Below are 21383 nucleotides of genomic sequence, written 5' to 3'. Positions count from 1 at the left end.
TGTAGTGGGCCGGCCGGCGCGCGCCTAGTTGGCGTAATTTTCCACCAACGCCAAAATCTGCGGCGCCGGGCGCACGCCCGAAAACTCCTCCACCTTGCGGCCGCCCGCGAACAACATGACCGTGGGAACAGCCATGATCTGGTGCTGCATCGCAAGCCCGCGCTCCTCGTCCACGTTCACCGACGCGACAATCGCGGAATCGCCGAGCTCCTCCGCGATGTCCTCGAGGATGGGGGTCAACTTCTTGCACGGGCCACACCAGCTCGCCCAAAAATCCACCAACACCGGCACGTCGGAGGTGAGGGTCACCTCATCAAAAGTGGCTTCCGTCAGTTCCTTCATAGCCACAATCCTACTGGAGGGCCTGCAGGTAGTGCTCAGCATCAAGCGCCGCGCGGCAACCCGACCCCGCCGCCGTCACGGCCTGCTGGTAATGGTCATCCACCAGGTCACCGGCGGCAAACACGCCCTCGACGTTGGTCTTGGTGGAGGGGTGGGCGACCTGGACGTAGCCCTTGGCGTTGAGCTCCACCTGGCCATCCAAGAAGCCGGAATTGGGCTGGTGGCCGATGGCGAGGAACATGGCGTCCATCGGGATTTCCCTGGTTTCCCCGTTGACGTTGAGCACGAGGCTTTCCACCTTCTCCTCGCCCTTGACCTCCGTCACCTGGGCATTAGTGATGAACGTGATCTTCTCGTTGCTCTTCGCGCGCTCCAACATAATCGCCGACGCCCTAAACTCATCGCGCCGGTGAATAATCGTCACCTCGCGCCCAAACCGCGTGAGGAACGTCGCCTCCTCCATCGCCGAATCACCGCCGCCGACCACGGCAATCTTCTTGTCCTTAAAGAAGAAGCCATCGCAGGTGGCACACGCCGACACGCCATGGCCCTTGAGGCGCTCCTCGCCGGGAACTCCCAGGTAACGCGGGGCGGCACCCGTTGCGAGAATGATCGCCTTGGCCTGGTACACATCGTTACCCACATGGACGCGCTTAATCTTATGGTTAAGCTCCACGCTGTCCACATACTCCATCCTGAGATCCGCGCCAAACTTCTCCGCCTGATCCCGCATCTTATCCATGAGATCCGGGCCATCCACGCCCTCGGGGAACCCCGGGAAATTCTCCACCTCTGTGGTGGTTGTCAAAAGGCCGCCGGCATCGATACCCTCAAACACCAGCGGCTTCAGCTCCGCCCTCGCGGTATACAGCGCCGCCGTGTACCCCGCCGGGCCCGAGCCGATAATGATCACATCATGGATCTCTTCGTGCACGGTTTCCTCCTGTGGCTCCTGCGGTTGCACGAGGTTGACATTTCCGCCGAGGCCCGAGACGGTGAGGCCGAAATCGGGGGCTGCGGTGGAGTTCTGGGTGTTTTCTTTCTCGGCCACGGTGGCTGTGTGCTCCTTTAGCGATCGGTTCAGTCCTATTCCTAACTTCCAACAGTCTAACCTGTCCATTTATGCCACCGCGTAGACCAGGGCATTCGGTCCTGGCTCGGGTTTTGGCTTGTCGACGCCGTCCATCCCGCGTTTTGCTCCCGTGTCCCCCGCCGCTGTGGCTGGGGCTGGTTGTGGGATCGGGTACCAAGTGGTCCGTCGGAATTTCGGCTGCGTGTTGGTCACGGGATTTACGCGGTGCGCGGCCGCGCACTAGTTAGTAGTGCAAAAGGGTGTGCTTTCGGAGCGTGGGGATTTAGGTGCCGAAAATGTCGGCACGAAGTTTGGGGCGCTTCGGCGTTTTCCCTGATGGGCAAGTGTGCTAAAAAATCTTGGTGTCGCTTTTTTCGGTTTGGGGTGCAAACTAGTGCGCGGTGGCGCACTTTCAAGCGCAATCGGGCGTAGCAGTGGGATCGGGCACGGAACGCTTTGTCGGATGATTCCGCGCGCTCAGGTCACAAGATGTGCGTGGTGTGCCGTTGCGCAAAAACGATCACAGTCGGACACGATGACTGCGCGGCCGCGCACTAGTTCGGTGGGCAAAAGGAGTGCGCGGCGGCGCACTGCTCTCCCGCTGCGCCTGTTCGGACACGTCCGGGCACGGGTGTGGATTCGGGCACGGAACGCTACGTCCGGAATTCCCGCGCACGCAGGTCACAGCCTTTCTGGAGTGTGCCGTTGCGCAAAAGCGGAAACTTTCGGGCACCTCTGGGTGCGCAGCCGCGCACTAGTTAGTAGTGCAAAAGGGTGTGCTTTCGGAGCGTGGGGATTTAGGTGCCGAAAATTTCGGCACCAAGTTTGGGGCGCTTCGGCGTTTTCCCTGATGGGCAAGTGTGCTAAAAAATCTTGGTGTCGCTTTTTTCGGTTTGGGGTGCAAACTAGTGCGCGGTGGCGCACTTTCAAGCGCAATCGGGCGTAGCAGTGGGATCGGGCACGGAACGCTTTGTCGGATGATTCCGCGCGCTCAGGTCACAAGATGTGCGTGGTGTGCCGTTGCGCAAAAACGATCACAGTCGGACACGATGACTGCGCGGCCGCGCACTAGTTCGGTGGGCAAAAGGAGTGCGCGGCGGCGCACTGCTCTCCCGCTGCGCCTGTTCGGACACGTCCGGGCACGGGTGTGGATTCGGGCACGGAACGCTACGTCCGGAATTCCCGCGCACGCAGGTCACAGCCTTTCTGGAGTGTGCCGTTGCGCAAAAGCGGAAACTTTCGGGCACCTCTGGGTGCGCAGCCGCGCACTAGTTAGTAGTGCAAAAGGGTGTGCTTTCGGAGCGTGGGGATTTAGGTGCCGAAAATTTCGGCACCAAGTTTGGGGCGCTTCGGCGTTTTCCCTGATGGGCAAGTGTGCTAAAAAATCTTGGTGTCGCTTTTTTCGGTTTGGGGTGGAAACTAGTGCGCGGTGGCGCACTTTGAAGCGCAATCGGGCGTAGCAGTGGGATCGGGCACGGAACGCTTTGTCGGATGATTCCGCGCACGCAGGTCACGGGCTTGATGGAGTGTGCCGTTGCGCAAAAACAGAAGCACTCGGGCACCGTGAGTGCGCGGCCGCGCACTAGTTTGGTGGTGGAAAGTAGTGTGCGGTGGGTGGTGGCTATGCGGCGGCGTCGACTGAGAGGAGGCCTTTGAGCTGGTCGCGGGCGCGGGCGCGGCGGGATTTGATGGTGCCGGGGGCGCAGTGGAGCTGGGAGGCGGCCTCGGCAACTGAGAAGCCCATGACGTCGGTGAGGAGGACGGCGTCGCGCTGCTCGGGAGGGAGCTGGGAGAGGGCGTCGGCAATCCACAGGATGCCCTCGAAGCGGTCGACGTGGAAATAGGAAAGGGTGTCGGCGATGCCGAGGTCGGCGTCGACAAGCGGGAGCTCGGCGTTGACCTTGGGGCGGTAGTAATCGTAGCTGGCGTTGACGACGAGGCGGAACAGCCAGGTGCCAAAGGAGCACTCGAAACGGAAGGCGTGCAGGCGCTGGCTGGCGCGCAGGAGCGCGTCCTGGGCGATATCCCACGCGTCCGCGACGTTGCGGGCGCGGCTGCGCGCAATGGTGAGAAGCCGCGGCAAGTGGCGCTGCGCCAGGTGCGTGAAGGCCCGCGAATCGCCGGCCAAGTACAGACGAATGAGCTCGTCATCCCCCATAATGATCCCCCTTGAATACACGGGGGCGTCTCCCCCGTGCCCCTCATTATGGCAGCGGGTGAGCGGACGCGCAGCGCCCCCGTGCACAACGCGTTGTGCGCTTAAGTCATGACGGAGACCAGGAACATCGTCAGCGTGGCGATGAGCACGAGGATGCCGATGATGGCCGCCACCATGACGACCTTGCCGGTGGTGGTGTAATCGCGGGCACCAAAGCCGGTGTGCGGGGTGGGGTGCGGGATGAACTCGTCGGTGACGTCGTAGTTCTCGCTGGCGGCGGCGAGGTCCGCGGCGATCTCTTCGAGTGGTCGCCCGTCGGGGGCGTCCAACTCCGCGCGCAGAGCCGTAAGCCAGGAGGGAACCGAGGGCGAATGGACGTCGATAAGCCTGTCGAGGGTGGCGGCGACGAGGCGACGGGGGTCGGAGGAAAAACCGGCGACCGGGAAGGCGTTGTGGACCGCGCCGTCCGTGCCGATGCGGAGCTGATCCGGGGAGTGGACACCCGTGAGCGTGGCGACCTCGGCAGCCGCGCGGGCCGCCTGAGCTGGGTCGAAGGAGACCGCATCGAGGGACTTGCCCTCCACCCAATTGTTGATGACGAGCGAGCCCGAGCGGTAGTCGACCACCTTGCCCGGGGCCGATGTCGGACGATCCGTGAAGGTGAGGGCGACGGGCGCGTTGTGCTCCGTATCCATCGCCATCCACAGCGTCACACCAGGCCAGCCGCCGTGCGAGCGCAGCAGGCGGAAGCGGCCGGAGAGGATCGGGGCGCCGGGAACGAGGCGTGGACGGCGCACCTCGCCCGCGCTCATCGGCGGCAGCGTGGCCAAGGTGGAGACGATATCCTCGTTCGAGCCACGGCGCACGAGGCGCTTGATGAACGACGGATCCGCCCTGTACATGATTACGCCCGTGACCGCGAGAAAGACGACGCCGCCGATGCCCGTGCGGACGAGGTACCACAGCGACGCGCGGGTGGCGATCGTGTGCGCCAGGCCGAAATCGAGCGCCAGGGCCACCGCGACGCCGACGAGGGAGGCGAGGAGGGCGATGACCGACGCCTTGATGATCTTCTTGTTGCCCAGGTGGCCGAGCTTGCGGCGCAGAAGCACCGTGCCGATCACCGCGCCGGCCACGAATCCGAAGCCGTTGGCCGCGCCCAGGAGGACCACGACGTTGCGGGTGGAGGTGGCCACCAGCGGCGCCAGCATCGACAGCAGGACCTTAGTCAGCGTGATGCCCGCGATGATCCACGTGGGCGTCCACGCCTCCTCGCGGGCGTAGAAAACACGCAGGTGAAGGAGGACCGCCGCGTACGGCAACAGGGTAAACGCCGATGCCGCCAGCGTCACGCCGATGAGGTTCGCCGTGCCGGGATCCATATTGAGGTAGCCGAACAGGCCGCGGCCCATGTGCGGGCCGAAGCACGTCATGAACACGACGACCGGGATGAGCGCCATGAACGTGAGCCGCATCGCCAGCGTCAGATCGCTGACGACGGCCTCGTCGTCGCCGTCGGCCGCGTTGCGCGACAGGCGCGGCATGATGGCAGTGAGGAGCGTCACGCCGATGATGCCGTAGGGCATTTGGAGGAGGAGCCACGCCTGCATATAAATGTTCGGTGCCGCCGCATCGGCCGAGGCCGCAATATTAATAGTGACGAAGTAGCCGGCTTGGGAAATGGCCACGTAGACGATGATCGCCATGGCCATGCCGCCGAACTGCTTGAGGCGATCGTCGATCCCCCACAGGGGGCGCAGATCCACGCCCAACTTTTTTAGGGCTGGCAGCATGACCACCGTTTGCACGACGACACCGAGGGTGGTGCCAAGGCCCAAAAGGGCAATCCGCGGGTTGAAGATCCCCACCTCCTCCGGGGCGAGGTGGCCGGGGATAATCCAGTACAGCGCAAACGTGGCAAGGCACACGACGTTGTTGATGACCGGCGCCCACGCCCCCGGTTTGAACACGCCCCGCGTGTTACAAATGGCCATGAACAGGGCGAACACGCCGTAGAAGAAGATCTGCGGGAGGAGCAGGTAGGCAAACGATGTGGCCTGGCCGGTGTTCACCTCGCCGTCGCCAAGCAAGAGGTACGTGAGCACGGGGGCGCCCGCCACCGCGATCACCGTCACCACGCCGAGCAGCGTAAACGTCAAGGTGGCCAGGCGCCGGATGAACGCCGCGCCGTGATCCTCGTCCTCCTGCTGCGCGCGCACGAGCACCGGCACGACCAGCGCCGTGAGCACCGCGCCGAGGACGATCTCCGTGATGAGGTTGGGCAGCACGTTGGCCGCGTTGAACGTGGACGCGATCGCCGCGCCCAGCGTGGCCGAGATGGCGAGGTTGCGCAGGAACCCCGTGATGCGGCTGACGAGCGTGGCAATCGCCATCGACCCCGTGGAGCGCACCACGTCCGCGTCGGAGGCCTGCTGGCCCGCGTCCGCGGTAGTCGCCTGGGCGGCCGCGGGGGTGGTAGCCGCGCTCGGAACCGGGGCCGGGGGTGCCGGCTCGACGATCCGTCTTCTTGCTCCTTGGGTATCAGACACGGTGCCCATTCTAAAAGGTGGGACTTAAAAGTCCTAGTGGCGCCTCCGCCGCAGCGCCAGGCGAACGACGAAGAACAACGCCGTGACGATCGCCACGAGCCACACCCACCAGTTAGAACCCTTCGTCTGCACAGTGATGGTCACCGGCTCGCTGATCGCCGCGCCCGCGTCGTTGGCCAGCCACAACTTAATGCTCGCCTGCTCTTTCTGCTTCGGCACATCCGCCGTCAGCTGCGTGGTGATCGACCCCTGCGCGGGAATCCACAGCGTCCCCGGCAGCGCCACCGTCGCATCCTCCGACTCCGCGTGGATGGTCGCTTCCACCGGTAGCGGCAGGCCGTTTTGCGCCACGATGACCACCGGTGAGCTATTCGACGTTCGGGTGTACACGTTTCCGGGTGGCAGCAACGTCACCGACCTGCGCAGTTGTTGCAGCACGTCCCGGCCTGCGTCGAGCTTCACCCGGGTGGCGGACGTCGCCTGCTCATGCAGGTCGATGGAGCGCCGCCGATAGAGACTCAGCGACTCCACGATGGAGCGCCGCAGCGGGGCGGTGAACCCCTCCGGGGTGACCGCGATGTTCGGGTCCTTCACCATGAGGTTTTTAAGATCCGCCGCGTAGCGCAGCTGCTGGGCCGCGGTGGTGATCTCGACGTCGGTCAGCCCCGTGGGATCTACCTGCGGCGTGGCGGGCTCGTACGGCGGCACCGTGAGCTGCGCGGGGTCCGGCACCTCCTGGGCGAGCATCGCCGCGTCGGCGGCCTCCACCAGGCGCGGGGGCACGATCACCGGCGGAGGCGTGGTTGTGGGATCAGCGGTCTGCCGGGCGAACTGGATCGCCGCCGCCGCCGACTGGCGACGCGCCGCCGGCGAATCCACCGCGTACCTAAACCGCGTCAGCGGATCCGTGTAGCCCACCGTCTCCGGGTGCTCGCCGAGGGTGGCGAGCTGCGCCGTGAGTCCGTCGCCGGTGATGGCGCCCGTGCCCTGCGGCAGCGCCGCCGCCGTCTCCGGGGTGATGTAGCCCGACGACGGCACGACGAGGTTCTTCGCCACCGGTGTCTCCAGCTCCTCCTCGAGCACCGATGCATCGAGCGCCTCGCCGAGCACGCCGGCGCGGGTCGCCGCCGTGAGATCCGCGCCGCCCCACGGCAGGGCGACGACGCAGCGGTTCTTCGCCACCTCACGCAACCGGGCCAGGAACTCGCCCGCCAGTGCCGCACCCTGGCCGGGGGTGGACGAGGTGTCCTTCTTGGCGGTCCAGCGTTCACGCAGCCGCACCGTCGGCTCTACTGGGGAGGGGCGGGTGGACGCGACCTGGTAGCCGTCGGACATGCGGGAGAGGACGTCGACAAGCTGGGGGTCGATGGCGAGACACGCGTGACCGCCCGGGTACAGGTCCAACAGGCGCGCCAGACGACCGCCCGGGCGCAGCTCCGCCATGAGGCTCTCGTCGCGCAGGAGGAGCGGCGGGCGCTCCGGCGCGGTCCCCGTCTCGCCCGGGACCAGCGGAATGTCCGCCGCCAGGGGCCACAGAAGAGCCACAGCTCCCGCTGTGACCGTCGAAATGGTTTCGCTCGGCGAATCGGTTTCGCTGGGCGAAACCGTTATAAGGAAATGGGTGGTCTCCTCCCCCACCCGCAGAAGAACTGCGTGGATGCCCGGCTCGGTGATGCCCAGCTCGGCAAAGGTGAAGTGGAACTGGCCCACCGGGAACGTGGGGCCCGGGATGGGATAGGCCTCCGGGTTGAGGCCCAGCAGGTTAAACGCGCTGGGGAGATCGCCGACCGGGGGCGCCAGGAAAATCTGCGCCTGCGTGCCGAGGGACTCCGGGGCCTCCACCGTGCCCGTGACATCGTTATCGGTGATCGTGAGCTCCGTGAGCTTGACCGCGCCGGTATCCCCCACCCTGAGCATGGGGTTCACCCACTGCTCGGCGACCGCCTCCGACGTGGGAGACGCAGGGGCGGGCAGGGCGCCGGCTGTGACCGGTTCAAAGCCGCCCACCGGAGCGAGCGCTCCAGAGACGAGGAATGACGCCGCCGTCGCCGCGGCTGCCAGCTTGACACACCACTGCCTCACCGGGGAGTGCTCCTCCCCTGCTTCTTCTCCTGGCGCGCAAGCTCCGGCAACGTGTCGTGGGCGATGCGGGCCAGCTTGCGCTCGTCGGAGTAAGCAAGGCGCTCCACTAGATGAGCAGCCGGAACCCAGGCAACTTCGGTGACCTCCGGATCTTCGTCGTTAAGCTCCCCATCGACGTACCGGAGGAGATGATGATGGACCGTCTTGTGGACCCTCTTGCCCTCCGACACGAACCAATAATCAATGGTCCCGAGGTCGGCGAAGACCTCACCGACGATGCCGGTCTCCTCCCACACCTCGCGCTCGGCGGTGTGGCGGTGGTCCTCACCAGGCTCGACGTGGCCCTTTGGCATCGACCACAACAGGCGGCCGCGGCGATCGAGGCGGCCGATGAGCGCCACGTATACCGCCGACAGATCCACCTCGCCACGATCGTTGACGGCCTCCGGCAGGCCCGAGATGACAAGGCCGCCCGCCGAGGTCTCCACCGACACCGGCCCGCGCGGCGCCGGACGGGAATGGCGGCGCTGCGTGGAACGCTTGCGGGCGGCGGCTGAGGTGCGCTTTCGCTTGGTGCGAGAGCTCCGGTTGTTGTGGGAGGTCCCGGAGCTGTGGTTCTTGCCGGAACCGTTGGATTTCTGGGAGCTCCGGGAGGATCTGGTGCTCCGGGAGGATCCGGAGCCGTGGTTATTGGCCGCCGCGCCCGAACGGCCACGCCGAGGACGCCGACGACGACGCCTCCGTGCGGGTTCGTTCTCGGTCATGGACTTGATGTTACCCACCTCCGGTAACATTAGCGAAGTGATTGAGCTGGAACCGTACAAAGAAATTCTCACCTCGCTCGCAGGCGAGTTTAGCCGCCGCGGCGAAGAACTCTACCTCGTCGGCGGCTCCGTGAGGGACAGCTTCCTGGGCAGGCTCGCGGGCGACCTCGACTTCACCACCTCCGCCCGGCCCGACGTCACCCACGCCATCCTCGAGGAATGGGGCGATGCCGTGTGGGACACCGGCATCGAGTACGGCACCATCTCCGCAGCTAAAGACGGCCAACAGGTGGAAATCACCACCTTCCGCGCCGACACCTACGACGGCGACTCCCGCAACCCCGTGGTGACATTCGGCGACACGCTGGAAGGCGACCTCATCCGCCGCGACTTCACCATCAACGCCATGGCCATCGAGCTGCACCCCGACGGCAACCACGTGTTCCGCGACCCGCTGAACGGGCTCACCGCCCTGCAAAACCGGGTCATCGACACGCCCGACGCGCCGTCCATCTCCTTTAACGACGACCCCCTGCGGATGCTCCGCGCGGCACGATTCGCCTCCCAACTGGAATTTAACGTCGAAAAGCGGGTACAGGAAGCGATGGCGACGATGAGCGGGGAGATCAACCGAATCACCCGCGAACGTATCCAAGCAGAGCTCAACAAACTACTGTGCGGTGCCGCCCCCGAGCGCGGGATCGACCTGCTCGTGGAGACCGGGCTCATGGAGCACATCTACCCCGAAATTTCCGCGCTCAAGGCCGAGGGCGACGAGCACCACCAGCACAAAGACATCTACCAACACTCGCTCACCGTCCTGCGGCAGGCCATCGACCAGGAAGAAGACGGGCCCGATCTGGTGCTTCGGTGGGCCGCGCTCACCCACGACATCGGCAAACCCGCCACCAAGAAAATCCTGCCCGACGGGCAGGTCACCTTCCACCAACACGACGTGGTGGGCGCCAAACTCGCGCGCAAACGGCTGCGGGCCCTCAAATACCCCAAGCAGGAAATTCGCGACATTTCCCAGCTAATCTACCTGCACATGCGGTTCTACGGATTCCCCGACGGCGACTGGACCGACTCCGCCGTCCGCCGCTACGTGTCCGACGCCGGCCCTCTCCTGCCACGGCTGCACAAACTCGTCCGCGCCGACACCACCACGAGAAATAAGAAGAAAGCCCGGTGGATTTCCGGCGCCTACGATAGGCTGGAACAACGAATTGAAGAACTGGCAGCCGAGGAAGACCTCGCCAAAATCCGGCCCGACCTCGACGGCAACGAGATCATGGCCATCTTGGGCATCGCGCCCGGGCCCTCGGTTGGAAAGGCGTGGAGCTACATGAAGAACCTGCGGCTCGACCGCGGGCCGCTAGACCACGACGAGGCCGTCGCCGCTTTGAAGGAATGGTGGGCCGGGCAGTAGGTCTCTTTGGGGCTGGTTGTGGGCTGGTTGTGGGCTCTTTGGGTGGTTGTGTTTTTGGATAGTGTCTTTGGATAGGAGGAACAAATGAATGATGGACGATTTATAGACCCGTCCCCGTCGACGGAGATCGACACCGGCAGGCTCATCGTCGCCGCGCCGGGCAACGCCTACGGCTTCCTCCAACGATCCGTGCAGCTCATCGTGCTCGTGGAAGAGTCAGCGGCGATCACGGTCACGCTCAGCCGGATGACAGACGTGCCGCTAGCAGGCATGATCGATCCCTGGGTGCCACTGTCCGGGAAACCGCACGCCTTCTTCGCTGGCGGCATGGCAAACCGCCGCAGCGTCATCGGCATTGCCACCGGACACGGCGTCGACCTGGAATTTACGCGCTGCCCCGGGGTGGGCATCATCCGCGTGGAGGGCGACCCCGCCAGGTACATTGACACCATCGGGCAGGCACGCTTCTACCTCGGCTGCAACGCCATGGGGTTGGACGATCTGCGCGCCGGCATCGATGCCGGCCAATTCAGGCTCCTCGACGGCACGTCGGACCTGGTTTTCGCGCCACGAGCCGTGGATATTTGGCGGGAATGCATGCGCATGCTTCCCGGGGCCGCGCCGCTGTGGTCCACCTTCACGCCATACGACGAAAATTAGTTTCTCCTCTTCCTCTTTGGCTCCCGATCCTTCGGGTGGGCAGCCACTAGAAATGCAGTCACCATGGGAAATCCCCCTACTGCTCCCGGCCCGCCGGGCTCGTCCGATTCCTTTGGCAAGGTGTTTGCCGAAAGCCTCCGCACCATGTGGCCCGTCGGCCTCGGCCTCATCCCCCTCGGCCTCGCCTTCGGCGTGCTCATGGTCCAAACAGGGTTCGCCTGGTGGTGGACGCCCATCTTCTCCCTCGTGATCTACGCCGGCAGCGTGGAATACCTCGCCATCTCCATGGTCACCTCCGGCATGGGGCCGCTAACCGCAGCATTCACCGGCGGCATGATCAACTTCCGCCACATCTTCTACGGCATCACGTTCCCCCGCCACCGCGTCCGCTCCTGTCTGGCACGCGCCTACATCACCTACGCGCTCACCGACGAGGTGTACGCCATCGTCTCCGCCAAACGGATCCGCAACGGCACCTCCATCGTGCTCATCACCGCACTGTGCCAAACCATGTGGGTGCTCCCCGGGATCTGTGGGGCACTCTTCGGGCAGGCGCTTCCCGACGGCCTCCAGGGCATGGAGTTCGCACTCGTCGCCCTCTTCGTCGTGCTCGCCTTCGAGTCCTTCAACGCCACGAGGTTGTGGGAGTTAGTCGGTGTGGCGGTATTCTTGGGGCTGGCAAGCTACCTGCTGTTCCCCTCCAACCTGCTGGTCTTCGCCCTCTCGGCATACTTTGTGTTCCTGCTTGGACGCTGGAGGCTCTGCAATGCTGAGTAACTCCTTGCCCGACGGTGTGACCCCCGCCGACGTGTGGGCCGTCCTCATCCCCATCTGCATCATCACCGTCTTCCTGCGGTGGGTGCCGTTTGCCGCCACCAAGCGGCTCCGCAACTCGCGGATCATCGACTACCTCGGCGCATCCATGCCCATCGGCGTCATGGTCATCCTCGTGGTCTACACGTACTTCGGCCAACGCTCGGCGCAGGGCGGGCTCGTGGCGGCAGGGCTCGCTCTCGTAGTCACCATCGCCATCCACTGGTGGCGGCGCTCCCCCGGGCTCTCGATCCTCGGAGGAACTCTGTTCTACATGCTGCTCGTCAACATCGTATGGTGACGGCTCGGCGGGGAAATATCGTCGACAAGCCGAAAAAACCGACTACAGGGAGCGACCAGTGGCGCGCAACCACAGGACCTCGAACTCCTCCTCCGACAGGCGGGTCGCCGTCACGTCCGGGAAATCATCATACGAATCCGGGTGCGGGACCGTATCCAGGGGCAACGCCGGGTCGCCGTGGACCTCCCCATGATCGATGAAACCGGGGAAATCGTCGCCCTGCTGCTCGATGAGGCGCAGCACGCGACAACTCTGGGAATCGAGTTCCTCCAGCTCAGCGATGCTAACCGGGGCGATAACGTCCGGATCCTTCAACTCAATCTTGATAAAATGCTTAGCCACGACTCCGAGCATACTTGGATGCCAACCACGAACACATCATGAGCTGCACCTGGTGGAAGATCATCAACGGCAAAATCAACAACACAGTCGGCTGACCAGCGAAGATAACCGCCGCCATGGGAAGGCCGGTGGCGAGCGACTTCTTCGTGCCACAGAACTCAATCGCGATCGTATCCGCCTCGTTAAAGCCCAGCTTAAGGGCGACAAACCGCGTCAGCCACAACATAAACGCGACGAGGACTATCGAAAGCACGACGAGAAACACGATGTGGCCAACGGCAACCGAGGACCAAATCCCCTCGACCATACCCTCCGAAAACGCCACGTACACCACCAACGCGATCGAGCCGCGGTCCACCACCTTCGTGGCACCACGCTCCGCAATCGTATGCACCCAACGGTGCGTGAGCTGCCCCAATACAAACGGCAGCAGCAGCTGGATCGCGATATCTGTGAACACGGACGCATCAATGTGGAACTCCCCCGACTGGCCCATGAGCAGCATGACCAGAATCGGAGTGGCGAAAACGCCCACCAAGTTCGACGCGGAAGCCGACACAATCGCGCCCGCCACGTTGCCCTTAGCGACCGACGTAAACGCCACGCTCGACTGCACCGTCGACGGCACAAGAGTGAGGTAAAGGATTCCCATATAAATCCCGTGAGGAATGAAGAGCTCCAGCGGCTTCAACGACATGCCGATAATCGGGAAAACCACAAACGTAAATGAAAGGATGAGGAGGTGCAAGCGCCAATGCTTCAAACCCGCCAGCGCTTCCGAAGTGGATAGGCGCGCGCCGTAGAGGTAGAAGAGGAGTGCGATGCCCAAGGATGATGCAAGTTTAAAGGCATCGGCGACCCCGCCACGTGCTGGGAAGAATATCGCCAACACCACCGCAGCGAGGATGAGGACGATCAGTACATCGACTTTCAGGCGCTTGAACATGGTGTACATGTTACTTGCGGGGCGGTCGCGGTCGCATATCTGTTGCTCGGTAGTTTAGGGCTTGGCGTGGCTTTGTAGCTTTTGTAGCCTATCGGTGGCGGGGTAAGGAAATCCCTTTAACTAGTTACGGAAAGAGAATTGCCGTCCTGCGAAACCTGCGCCTGCGTCAGCGGTTTAGTCGCGGGACTATTGAGAACCGAGCCATCGACGATGGAGAATTCCGACCCGTGCTTTGTGCACTTCACGCGGTCCCCCTCCACCTTCGTAATGGGCGTGCCCTGGTGGGGACAGGTCTGCGAGTAGGCAACGTAATTTCCAGCAGTGGGCTGCGCAATGATGAAGCCATCGACGATCACAGCCGAGCCGACCGGAACGTCATCAACTGACACGTTGGCGGACTTGCTTCCACAAGCGACGAGGAGAGCGCCAGCAAAGGTGGTGGCTGTGCCGAGCATGAACATTCGGCGAGAACATTTGGGAGAAGTATTTTCGCTCATGCACTTAGTATAGGCCAGACCACGTTGCTCCATGTTGTATCTCCTGGTGGAGGCCATTTTCCGCGCGGCGACGAGGTTTTCGCGGAAGTCTTAGTGATGTACCGTGCGCTCCATTCGTGGTGGTTCATGTGCCTTACCGTTGTTTAAAGTATTGGCTTTGAAGTGGTGGTTTCACGTGAAACATACTGGGTGTTTGGGTTGGCGAAATCACTTGGGTAGGTAGATGTCATTTTTCGGGTACGAATGAATGGAACGGGTGTGTGAATTAGATGCACCTTTCCGTTAGCCATTCTAATGCGGTGTTTTTGGCTTGGTGTTTTTTGGGAGATTCCAATTCTACGCCTTCTTGGTATTGTGGTCTCAAGTCTGAGCTGGTGAAATTGCGGAAGTTGGCAGAGTACTGACCAGCCGGGTGGCTTCCACCGCCCCGAAAGTATGGACAAGGTTCAGTGGGCAGCGAGCAATTTCGCGGCCGTGCTAAGGAATAGAACAGGCGTCTTTTTTTGGGGGTGTCGGTTCGTTGGTTGAGGCTACCTAGGCGCCTGCAATTTGATTTGGGACCGGGGGCGGCCATCGTTGATTTCCCGTTGGATTGGGGGTGTCCCCTGGTAGCCACTTGGGAGCAACTTGATGTGCCTGCGAACCTTCTTTGGGCGGATTCCCTTCAGACTTGCGGGTCGCATCTCGGGGCGCAGTGGTAGTGAAACGCGTCCGGGTAGCTTGATGTCAAATTTAGCTCGGTGGGAGGGTTCGATTTATTTGTGGCCGAACAGCTGTGTCGCTCTACTCCCCCGACTTGTGATTGGCCTCACCTCGTCAGAACGGAGGCGCATTAGAAAGAACCCACCTCAACTGGATCCTGGATGGGGGCCAAGTGAGGTGGGTTTACTTTGAGTTTGTACTTTTTTCAACGTTACTAGGTATAGGGTTAAAACGTCACTGTGACGATTTAATTTGGTCCATTTACACCGCGCGGGTCGCAGCTTTCATTTCCCTAGTGAAGTTGGCAAGCTCGTCGAGCATAGCTCCCTCATCGTTAACGGTGCGGGGAGTGGGGTGACTCCCCTTTACGTGTTGTTCGATAATCTTCGTTATCGCGGATCCTGAAATCGCCGCGGAAGCGCCCGCTGCGATGGCATCGGTTACATGCTGTGGCGTGGAAATCCCGAAGCCGAGTACTACCGGGGCACCTCCGTAGGCCTGCAAGTTGGATACAACCTCGTGTAGGCCAGTAGTCTCGGAGGCCCACTCGGTTCCGGTGACGCCGTCCCTGGAGATCGCGTAAATGTAGCCCTCGGAGCTGTGAGCAACACCCTCGAGTGTCTCTGAACTTGCGTGCGGCGGTGCGATATAGATGGGCGATACTCCTGCAGCTTTGGCGGCTGCGGTAAATGGTTCGGACTCGCGCACCGGAACGTCGGGTAGCAATACCGAGTCGGCCCCGGTCGCGCGAACCTCGTCGTAGAACCTCTCCAACCCGTGTACTACAGCGACGTTGGAGTAGATCAACAGCCCGATGGGAAGATCAGGGTGGCGGTCACGTACCTTCCGAATTATTCCGAAGGCATCGGCGACCGATACCCTGGCATCGAGCGCTCTCACGTGAGCGGCCTGGATGGTGGGCCCGTCGGCGATCGGGTCGGAGAACGGAACGCCCAATTCGAGCGCGTCGGCGCCCGACTCGATAAGAGTCTCAATTATGTGTTCTGAGACTTCAGGATTGGGGTCTCCCAACAGGACGAAGGGGATGAATCCTCCCTCTGACTTCTCTTTGAGCGAGTTGAAGAGTGTGTCGTAGCGCTTCATGATCTATACCTCCAGCTTGTATTCGGGGTGCTCTTCCAGCGTGTGGCGAATGTGGTCAATGTCCTTATCGCCGCGGCCAGATAGTGAAACGAGAATGTTGATATGCTCCTTGTTCTCCTCGGCTTCCCGGGCCCGCTTGAGCGCGTACGCGAGGGCGTGCGATGACTCCAAAGCGGGGATAATCCCTTCCTTCAGCGAGAGGATCTGGAATGCCTTCAGGGCTTCCTCATCGGTTACACCGACGTACTGCGCGCGACCGCTGTCGTGGAGGTAGACGTGCTGAGGTCCAACAGCGGGGTAATCCAATCCTGCGGAAATGGAGTAACTTTCCTCCACCTGACCGTCATCGGTTCGCATGAGGTACGTTTTCGCACCGTGGAGAACGCCGGTCTTTCCCGCGTAAATGGCCGCACCGTGTTTGCCTGAATCAAGACCCATGCCCGCTGGCTCCGTGCCAACTAGGTCTACACCTTCCTCATCGATGAAGTCGGCGAACATACCGATGGCGTTTGACCCGCCGCCGACGCATGCGACAACCACATCGGGAAGCTTCCCGGTGATTTCCTTCATCTGCTGCTTGGCTTCACGCGAAATCACCCTGTGAAATTCACGGACGATTGTGGGGAACGGATGTGGTCCGGCGGCCGTTCCCAGCAGGTAGTGAGTAGTTGCGTAATTGGCTGTCCAGTCACGAAGAGCCTCGTTAACGGCGTCTTTCAAGGTCCCGGATCCGTTATTCACTGACACGACCCTGGCACCCATTAGCTCCATGCGGTACACGTTGGGTTGCTGACGTTCAACGTCGACCTTGCCCATGTAGATGACGCATTCGAGGCCCATGAGAGCGCAAGCCAGAGCGGTAGCGGTGCCGTGCTGCCCAGCGCCAGTCTCGGCGATAATCCTCGTCTTGCCCATTCTCTTAGCAAGCAGTACCTGCCCCATGACTTGGTTCGTCTTGTGGGCACCACCATGGACAAGATCCTCCCGCTTAAGGAAGATGCGGGCGTAACCCCTCCCCTGCCCTTCGAGAGGAAGGTTGCGACATTCGGTTACCGGAGTCGGTCGGCCCAAAAAGTCCTTGAGAAGGTGGTGAAGTTCATCGAGGAACTCTGGGTCATCCATGGCATCAACAAAAGCTTTTTCCAGCTGGTCGAGGGCTGGAAGAAGCGTCTCGGGGACAAACTGTCCACCGTATTCACCGAAGTAGGCCGGAAGGATTGTCTTTCTATCGGTCATAGTTAAATCTCCTGATTTCGTTGAAGGTTGCAAAAAGCTTGTGTGCGTCTTTGTACCCGAGGGCATTTTCGGTCTGTGAATTGAAGTCTAGCCCTCGAGCTCCCACGGTGAGAGCTGCTGTGACATTTTCTGGGCCGATGCCGCCGGCGAGGAGGGAGTCCTCCAGAACCTCCGGTGGGATCCTCTCCCAGTCGAAGGCCGAGCCGGATCCTCCACTGCCGTTGTCGAGCACGAGGGTAAACTTCTCATCCGCGCAAAGATCGGCGGCGATGGCGGCCGCGTTGGGCGACGACATCGAGATGGCCCGCCAGACTGAAGTCTCGGGCCCAACAGAGGCCTGAACTGACGCTAGGTACTCGAGTTCCTCCTCGGCTGTAGGCAAGAGTGGGGAATGAACTTGTACAGCGTAGAGCCCGAGGCCGGCGAATTCGTCCCAATCTTCGGTTCGCCGGGAGACGCCAACGTACTTCAAACCCGGCTCGGCATCAAAAATATATGAGGCAGTTTCACGTGAAACATGGCGAGGTGACGATTCGTCGATGATGAGGCCACCATACAACGCACCAGCCGCACGCGCAGCTTGGGCCTCATGAGGAGTCTGCAAGCCACACACCTTGTTCTCTCCAAATAGCAACTTGCGCGCGTTGAAGTCGACGTCTCCCTCCCTCACGAGGTTCGTGCCAACGAGGAAGCCGTCGACAACCCCACTGAGCCGTTCGATATCTCGCTTGGTGCGGATGCCCGATTCTGAAATGAGCCGCACGCCTGAGGGAGCCAAGCCGGCGAGCTCCTCGGTCCGGGAGATATCGACCGAAAGGTCATTGAGGTTTCTGTTGTTGATGCCAATGATTTTGGCACCGAGCGCAGTCGCTCGACGCATCTCTTCGGGAGAGATGACCTCGGTGAGGACGTCCAAATTCCATGAGTTGGCTAGGGAGGATAGAGATCCATAGTCGTCGTTGCTTAGGACGGAGAGCATAAGAAGGATGGCATCGGCCCCAAAGTAGCGAGCTGCGTAGATTTGTACCGGGTCGATGATGAAGTCCTTACATAGAACCGGAAGGTGCGTCGAACGAGTCACCGTAGCCAGGTGGTCGTAATCACCGTTGAAGTAATCCGGTTCGCACAGAACAGAAATCCCGGCCGCGTAACGGGAGTAGACCGCTGCGAGTTGATCGGGGTGGTAATCGGGCCGGATCGATCCGAGCGAAGGGGATGCGGACTTGCACTCCATGATGACGCTCGGTTCATCAGCGCCCAGGGATTCGTATAGTGACCGGGTTGACGGCGAAACAACGGGGTTCTCCCCTATGCGTCGTCGGATTCCGGCAAGATGTGTTCTGTGGTTGGCAACGATTTTGTCCAAGACTGTCGGCATTATGCTGTCTCCTTCGTGGTGAGCAGGTCGAGGATTCTGTCGAGTATGACCGGCCCTTGGGGGGTGAGAATGGACTCGGGGTGGAACTGGACTCCGTATGCGGGTGCGTCGCCGCCCCTGGACGAGCACGCCATAGCCACGGGCCCAAGAGAGGAACTGCACGTCCCGTCGCACCGCACGGTCGCGGGGAGCTCGTTGGCCGGTATGCCCAGGCTGTGGTATCGAGCCACGGGAACCCGTCCGTTTGGATCAGTCAGGCCTTCGAATATGGCCGAAGTTTCACGTGAAACATCCATGCCGTCAGTCTTTCCGTGCACCGGGCCACAGGGCCGCACGCTCACGCCTTCGTGCAGCAGCAGCGCCTGGAACCCCAAGCACACGCCGAGAATCGGAACGTGACCAAAGGCCGAGGAAACCACGTCCATGAGGCACCCGGCATCGCGCGGGTGGCCGGGCCCGGGACTCAGCACGAGCGCGTCGGGCGCGGAAGACAATACTGTAGAGGCCGGAACCGTGTTACGGAAAACGGCACATTCGTGGCCGAGCCCGACCAGGGTATCGACCAGGTTGTACACGAAAGAATCCTGGTTATCCAGCAGAGTAATCTTCATTATCGCACCACCTCGAGCTTGCTGCCCTGCGCCTCGGCGATAGCGCTGAGTGTTGCGAGGGCCTTGTGATAAGTTTCGTTGGCTTCGGATTGGGGGTCGGAATCTCGGACGACCCCGGCACCGGCCTGAACCAGCGCCGAGCCTTGTTGAACAAAAGCTGACCGAATAACGATGCAATTATCCATGTTCCCCTGCCCATCGAAGTACCCCACCGAGCCCCCGTACGAGCCGCGACGCGCGTTTTCGACCGAGCGCAGCAGCTCCGTGGCGCGAATCTTTGGGGCTCCGGTGAGCGTCCCCATGTTCATGCACGCGCGGTAGGCGTCGAACGCATCGTACCCGTCTGCGAGCGTCGCTGTGATGCGGGAAACGAGGTGCATGACGCGGGAATATCGATCGATGTGCATGAGGTCGACCACCGTGCGCGTCGTGGGCGCCGCCACTCGCGCGACGTCATTGCGGGCGAGATCAACGAGCATGGTGTGCTCGGCCAGTTCCTTGCTATTGGTTCTCAGCTCGAGCTCGGTGCGGATGTCCAGCTCCTCCGTCGCTCCCCGAGGTCGGGTTCCAGCGATCGGACAGAGCTGTAGGAATCGGTGCTCGGCGTCGTATTTAAGGTTGGATTCCGGCGAAGCTCCGAAGAGCTCGTAGGGCTTACCCTCCGCGTCTAGCCCACGAATGTAGAACATGTACGGTGAGGGGTTGGCATCGCGGAGGCACCGGTAGGCTGCGAAGGCATCCGGACACGGAATCTCGAATCCTCGCCCAGGTACGACCTGGTAGATGTCACCGTTGTAAATATTCTTCTTTAGCTTTTCGACGTCCTCCCGGAACGTTTCATCGTCAGGAACCGCCGTGGCTCGTACGGTAGTCGGTGCAGCAGCACCGATTTCGGGGGCCTCGGCATCTGCACCCGTATAGGCTTCGATACGCGCGGCGTAGGACTCCACCAGATCCGCGTCGTAGCCGTACAGAATGGCAGTGCGGGAGGTGTGGTCCTCAACGAGGAGAACGTCGGCGAGGAGGAACTGGTAGTCGGGGAATCGGTTTAAAGATTCCGGTACCGGTGGGAGTTCCTCAAACGTGGCGAGGTAATCAAACGCGATGCCGCCGGCGAGATAGGGCAGCCGCGATGCGTGCCCCTCCCCCGCGCTACCTGCCGATTGCTGTGGCGTGGCGGCGGCGAGGATCGCCCGGAGCACGTCCATCGTGGAGGGCTCCTTCAATCGGGCGGACTCCTCAAAGGCGCGTGCGCGTGTATAGGTGAGCGGAACGTTAAGGCGGGAAACGATTTCGCGGCCGCGCTCGTTGAGCGACTCGGCGGAAACTGTAAATTGGTTGCACGTGAGCCGGACGGAAGCCACGAGGACAGCCACGGATTGCAGCCCGTCTTTTGATTCGATGTCGGCGGACTCGAGCAGCACGGAGGATTCCGCCTCTCGGCCGCCGAGCGCATCGAAGAGCGCGGAGGCGTCCGCGTGGTAGCGCACGTGGCGGGCGTGCTCGTACAGTGTCATTGTTGTCCTTTCCGTGGGGGCTGGTCGGCGCCGGAGGATTGCTATAAGGGGTGCCATGAGGGATGAGGGCCTGCCCTGCGACGAGCCCGGGCTGTGGACCGGGCAGCTGCGAGTAGCGTCCGCGGAAAGGAGAGTAAAAAAATTCCCGCGAAGACTAGGTTCCTCGCGGGTTGCAGAGCAGAAACATCGGACCCGCGAGCTATTTCGCGAGCCACCACCAGTTGTAGCAATGTTTCTCTAAACGCATGGTTGGGATGCTACCAGGTGAGTCGGTGGCCAGCTCACCAGCACCCTAAGTAGGGGGTATGTAACCAGAACACACGTTCGATAATAGCTAAGCTGTGGTGTCGGATCCATCCTGGCGCGAGCGCTGGGCCGCCTTGCGCACAGCATCCACGTCGACCCTGACCGGCGCCGGTTGTGAGTCGCCGCCCTCCCCTGCCGAGCCGTCGGTGCCACTGTCCGCAGCGGCCGAGGAGGAGGCGTCGTAAAGCGCGGAGAACCGTGCCCCGCTGCCGACGCCGAGCGCGAGCAGGACCAGCCCCAACAGAGTCGCGATGACGGCGAGGATCCACGAGCCGCGGTAGCTGAACAGCGCGGCGAAGACAAAGGCGAGCGCGCCGATGAGCCAGAACGGCCCGGCGACGAAGTGGGCGCGCTCCCAGGCCTCGCGGGATTTCCGGGTGCCGGCGGTGATGATGCCGATGTGGGAGTTGCCGGGGAAGTGCCGCGTCCAGCCGAGGACGCCGGCGATGCCCATGATGATGGCTAGGATGGCGCAGATGACTGCGCAGACGACGGTCGCATTCATACGGTTTACTGTACCGCCTGCCGCCAACGGGATTGCCCGCACAGGTGGGGCAGAAAAAACTACACCCAA

Annotated in this window: 19 protein-coding genes; 4 read left to right on the top strand and 15 right to left on the bottom strand. The window is 62.1% G+C overall.

Annotated features, from left to right (window positions below; genetic code table 11):
* Positions 1-24: 24 nt before the first annotated feature.
* From trxA to HMPREF1219_RS08605, 6 genes are all read right to left on the bottom strand, one after another.
* On the bottom strand, positions 25-342 hold the full coding sequence (trxA, locus tag HMPREF1219_RS08630) for a thioredoxin (protein ID WP_016458527.1): 318 nt from the start codon (positions 340-342) through the stop codon (positions 25-27).
* Between the two features lie 10 nt (positions 343-352).
* Entirely contained in the window at positions 353-1306 is a 954-nt protein-coding gene (gene trxB / locus HMPREF1219_RS08625) for a thioredoxin-disulfide reductase (RefSeq protein WP_051120560.1), read from the bottom strand.
* 1729 nt (positions 1307-3035) lie between these two features.
* The gene (locus HMPREF1219_RS08620; protein WP_016458525.1) at positions 3036-3572 is read right to left on the bottom strand and encodes an RNA polymerase sigma factor; all 537 of its coding nucleotides are present in this window, start codon (positions 3570-3572) and stop codon (positions 3036-3038) included.
* Between the two features lie 101 nt (positions 3573-3673).
* The gene (locus HMPREF1219_RS08615) at positions 3674-6130 is read right to left on the bottom strand and encodes a murein biosynthesis integral membrane protein MurJ (protein ID WP_016458524.1); all 2457 of its coding nucleotides are present in this window, start codon (positions 6128-6130) and stop codon (positions 3674-3676) included.
* A gap of 24 nt (positions 6131-6154) precedes the next feature.
* On the bottom strand, positions 6155-8203 hold the full coding sequence (locus HMPREF1219_RS08610) for a hypothetical protein (protein WP_016458523.1): 2049 nt from the start codon (positions 8201-8203) through the stop codon (positions 6155-6157).
* Positions 8200-8967 carry an NUDIX hydrolase gene (locus HMPREF1219_RS08605; RefSeq protein ID WP_016458522.1) on the bottom strand — a complete coding sequence of 256 codons (768 nt, stop codon included), beginning with the start codon at positions 8965-8967 and terminating at the stop codon, positions 8200-8202. Before HMPREF1219_RS08605 ends, HMPREF1219_RS08610 begins: the two co-directional genes overlap by 4 nt.
* A gap of 7 nt (positions 8968-8974) precedes the next feature.
* Here HMPREF1219_RS08605 and HMPREF1219_RS08600 point away from each other — a divergent pair, with 7 nt between their 5' ends.
* From HMPREF1219_RS08600 to HMPREF1219_RS08585, 4 genes are all read left to right on the top strand, one after another.
* Entirely contained in the window at positions 8975-10396 is a 1422-nt protein-coding gene (locus tag HMPREF1219_RS08600) for a CCA tRNA nucleotidyltransferase (protein WP_016458521.1), read from the top strand.
* Between the two features lie 84 nt (positions 10397-10480).
* Complete coding sequence (locus HMPREF1219_RS08595) at positions 10481-11056, top strand: YqgE/AlgH family protein (protein WP_016458520.1); 576 nt, start codon at positions 10481-10483, stop codon at positions 11054-11056.
* Between the two features lie 144 nt (positions 11057-11200).
* Positions 11201-11833, top strand: coding sequence for an AzlC family ABC transporter permease (locus HMPREF1219_RS08590; RefSeq protein WP_051120559.1), 633 nt, complete (start codon positions 11201-11203; stop codon positions 11831-11833).
* On the top strand, positions 11823-12170 hold the full coding sequence (locus HMPREF1219_RS08585) for a branched-chain amino acid transporter permease (protein ID WP_016458518.1): 348 nt from the start codon (positions 11823-11825) through the stop codon (positions 12168-12170). Before HMPREF1219_RS08590 ends, HMPREF1219_RS08585 begins: the two co-directional genes overlap by 11 nt.
* Before the next feature lie 42 nt (positions 12171-12212).
* Here HMPREF1219_RS08585 and HMPREF1219_RS08580 read toward each other — a convergent pair whose 3' ends face one another.
* The 9 genes from HMPREF1219_RS08580 to HMPREF1219_RS08540 form a co-directional block, all read right to left on the bottom strand.
* A complete protein-coding gene (locus tag HMPREF1219_RS08580) occupies positions 12213-12512 on the bottom strand; it encodes a hypothetical protein (RefSeq protein ID WP_156823278.1) in 300 nt (99 codons plus the stop codon).
* Positions 12505-13458, bottom strand: a complete 954-nt coding sequence (locus HMPREF1219_RS08575) for a bile acid:sodium symporter family protein (RefSeq protein WP_040427654.1) — start codon at positions 13456-13458, stop codon at positions 12505-12507. Before HMPREF1219_RS08575 ends, HMPREF1219_RS08580 begins: the two co-directional genes overlap by 8 nt.
* Positions 13459-13574: 116 nt before the next feature.
* Positions 13575-13955, bottom strand: coding sequence for a Rieske (2Fe-2S) protein (locus HMPREF1219_RS08570; RefSeq protein ID WP_040427652.1), 381 nt, complete (start codon positions 13953-13955; stop codon positions 13575-13577).
* 963 nt (positions 13956-14918) lie between these two features.
* Positions 14919-15761: a tryptophan synthase subunit alpha gene (gene trpA, locus HMPREF1219_RS08565; protein ID WP_016458514.1), complete on the bottom strand. Its 843-nt coding sequence runs from the start codon at positions 15759-15761 to the stop codon at positions 14919-14921.
* Between the two features lie 3 nt (positions 15762-15764).
* On the bottom strand, positions 15765-16997 hold the full coding sequence (trpB, locus tag HMPREF1219_RS08560; protein WP_016458513.1) for a tryptophan synthase subunit beta: 1233 nt from the start codon (positions 16995-16997) through the stop codon (positions 15765-15767).
* A complete protein-coding gene (gene trpCF / locus HMPREF1219_RS08555; protein ID WP_016458512.1) occupies positions 16987-18375 on the bottom strand; it encodes a bifunctional indole-3-glycerol-phosphate synthase TrpC/phosphoribosylanthranilate isomerase TrpF in 1389 nt (462 codons plus the stop codon). Before trpCF ends, trpB begins: the two co-directional genes overlap by 11 nt.
* Positions 18375-18986, bottom strand: coding sequence for an anthranilate synthase component II (locus tag HMPREF1219_RS08550; RefSeq protein ID WP_016458511.1), 612 nt, complete (start codon positions 18984-18986; stop codon positions 18375-18377). The genes trpCF and HMPREF1219_RS08550 overlap by 1 nt, the downstream gene beginning before the upstream one ends.
* Positions 18986-20503, bottom strand: coding sequence for an anthranilate synthase component 1 (locus tag HMPREF1219_RS08545; protein WP_016458510.1), 1518 nt, complete (start codon positions 20501-20503; stop codon positions 18986-18988). Before HMPREF1219_RS08545 ends, HMPREF1219_RS08550 begins: the two co-directional genes overlap by 1 nt.
* Before the next feature lie 334 nt (positions 20504-20837).
* Positions 20838-21314: an SdpI family protein gene (locus HMPREF1219_RS08540; RefSeq protein WP_016458509.1), complete on the bottom strand. Its 477-nt coding sequence runs from the start codon at positions 21312-21314 to the stop codon at positions 20838-20840.
* Positions 21315-21383: the final 69 nt, after the last annotated feature.

Source organism: Corynebacterium pyruviciproducens ATCC BAA-1742, from assembly GCF_000411375.1.
GTDB lineage: Bacteria > Actinomycetota > Actinomycetes > Mycobacteriales > Mycobacteriaceae > Corynebacterium > Corynebacterium pyruviciproducens.
The sequence above is the reverse complement of the archived record's forward strand: the minus strand, read 5'-3'. Positions and strand labels throughout refer to the sequence as shown.

What these genes read in the sequence shown, in the direction of transcription:
- trxA (WP_016458527.1), bottom strand. Translation starts at nt 342, where the DNA reads ATGAAGGAACTGACGGAAGCCACTTTTGATGAGGTGACCCTCACCTCC.
- HMPREF1219_RS08620 (WP_016458525.1), bottom strand. Translation starts at nt 3,572, where the DNA reads ATGGGGGATGACGAGCTCATTCGTCTGTACTTGGCCGGCGATTCGCGG.
- HMPREF1219_RS08615 (WP_016458524.1), bottom strand. Translation starts at nt 6,130, where the DNA reads ATGGGCACCGTGTCTGATACCCAAGGAGCAAGAAGACGGATCGTCGAG.
- HMPREF1219_RS08605 (WP_016458522.1), bottom strand. Translation starts at nt 8,967, where the DNA reads ATGACCGAGAACGAACCCGCACGGAGGCGTCGTCGTCGGCGTCCTCGG.
- HMPREF1219_RS08600 (WP_016458521.1), top strand. Translation starts at nt 8,975, where the DNA reads ATGTTACCCACCTCCGGTAACATTAGCGAAGTGATTGAGCTGGAACCG.
- HMPREF1219_RS08595 (WP_016458520.1), top strand. Translation starts at nt 10,481, where the DNA reads ATGAATGATGGACGATTTATAGACCCGTCCCCGTCGACGGAGATCGAC.
- HMPREF1219_RS08590 (WP_051120559.1), top strand. Translation starts at nt 11,201, where the DNA reads ATGTGGCCCGTCGGCCTCGGCCTCATCCCCCTCGGCCTCGCCTTCGGC.
- HMPREF1219_RS08585 (WP_016458518.1), top strand. Translation starts at nt 11,823, where the DNA reads ATGCTGAGTAACTCCTTGCCCGACGGTGTGACCCCCGCCGACGTGTGG.
- HMPREF1219_RS08575 (WP_040427654.1), bottom strand. Translation starts at nt 13,458, where the DNA reads ATGTTCAAGCGCCTGAAAGTCGATGTACTGATCGTCCTCATCCTCGCT.
- HMPREF1219_RS08570 (WP_040427652.1), bottom strand. Translation starts at nt 13,955, where the DNA reads ATGAGCGAAAATACTTCTCCCAAATGTTCTCGCCGAATGTTCATGCTC.
- trpA (WP_016458514.1), bottom strand. Translation starts at nt 15,761, where the DNA reads ATGAAGCGCTACGACACACTCTTCAACTCGCTCAAAGAGAAGTCAGAG.
- trpB (WP_016458513.1), bottom strand. Translation starts at nt 16,997, where the DNA reads ATGACCGATAGAAAGACAATCCTTCCGGCCTACTTCGGTGAATACGGT.
- trpCF (WP_016458512.1), bottom strand. Translation starts at nt 18,375, where the DNA reads ATGCCGACAGTCTTGGACAAAATCGTTGCCAACCACAGAACACATCTT.
- HMPREF1219_RS08550 (WP_016458511.1), bottom strand. Translation starts at nt 18,986, where the DNA reads ATGAAGATTACTCTGCTGGATAACCAGGATTCTTTCGTGTACAACCTG.
- HMPREF1219_RS08545 (WP_016458510.1), bottom strand. Translation starts at nt 20,503, where the DNA reads ATGACACTGTACGAGCACGCCCGCCACGTGCGCTACCACGCGGACGCC.
- HMPREF1219_RS08540 (WP_016458509.1), bottom strand. Translation starts at nt 21,314, where the DNA reads ATGAATGCGACCGTCGTCTGCGCAGTCATCTGCGCCATCCTAGCCATC.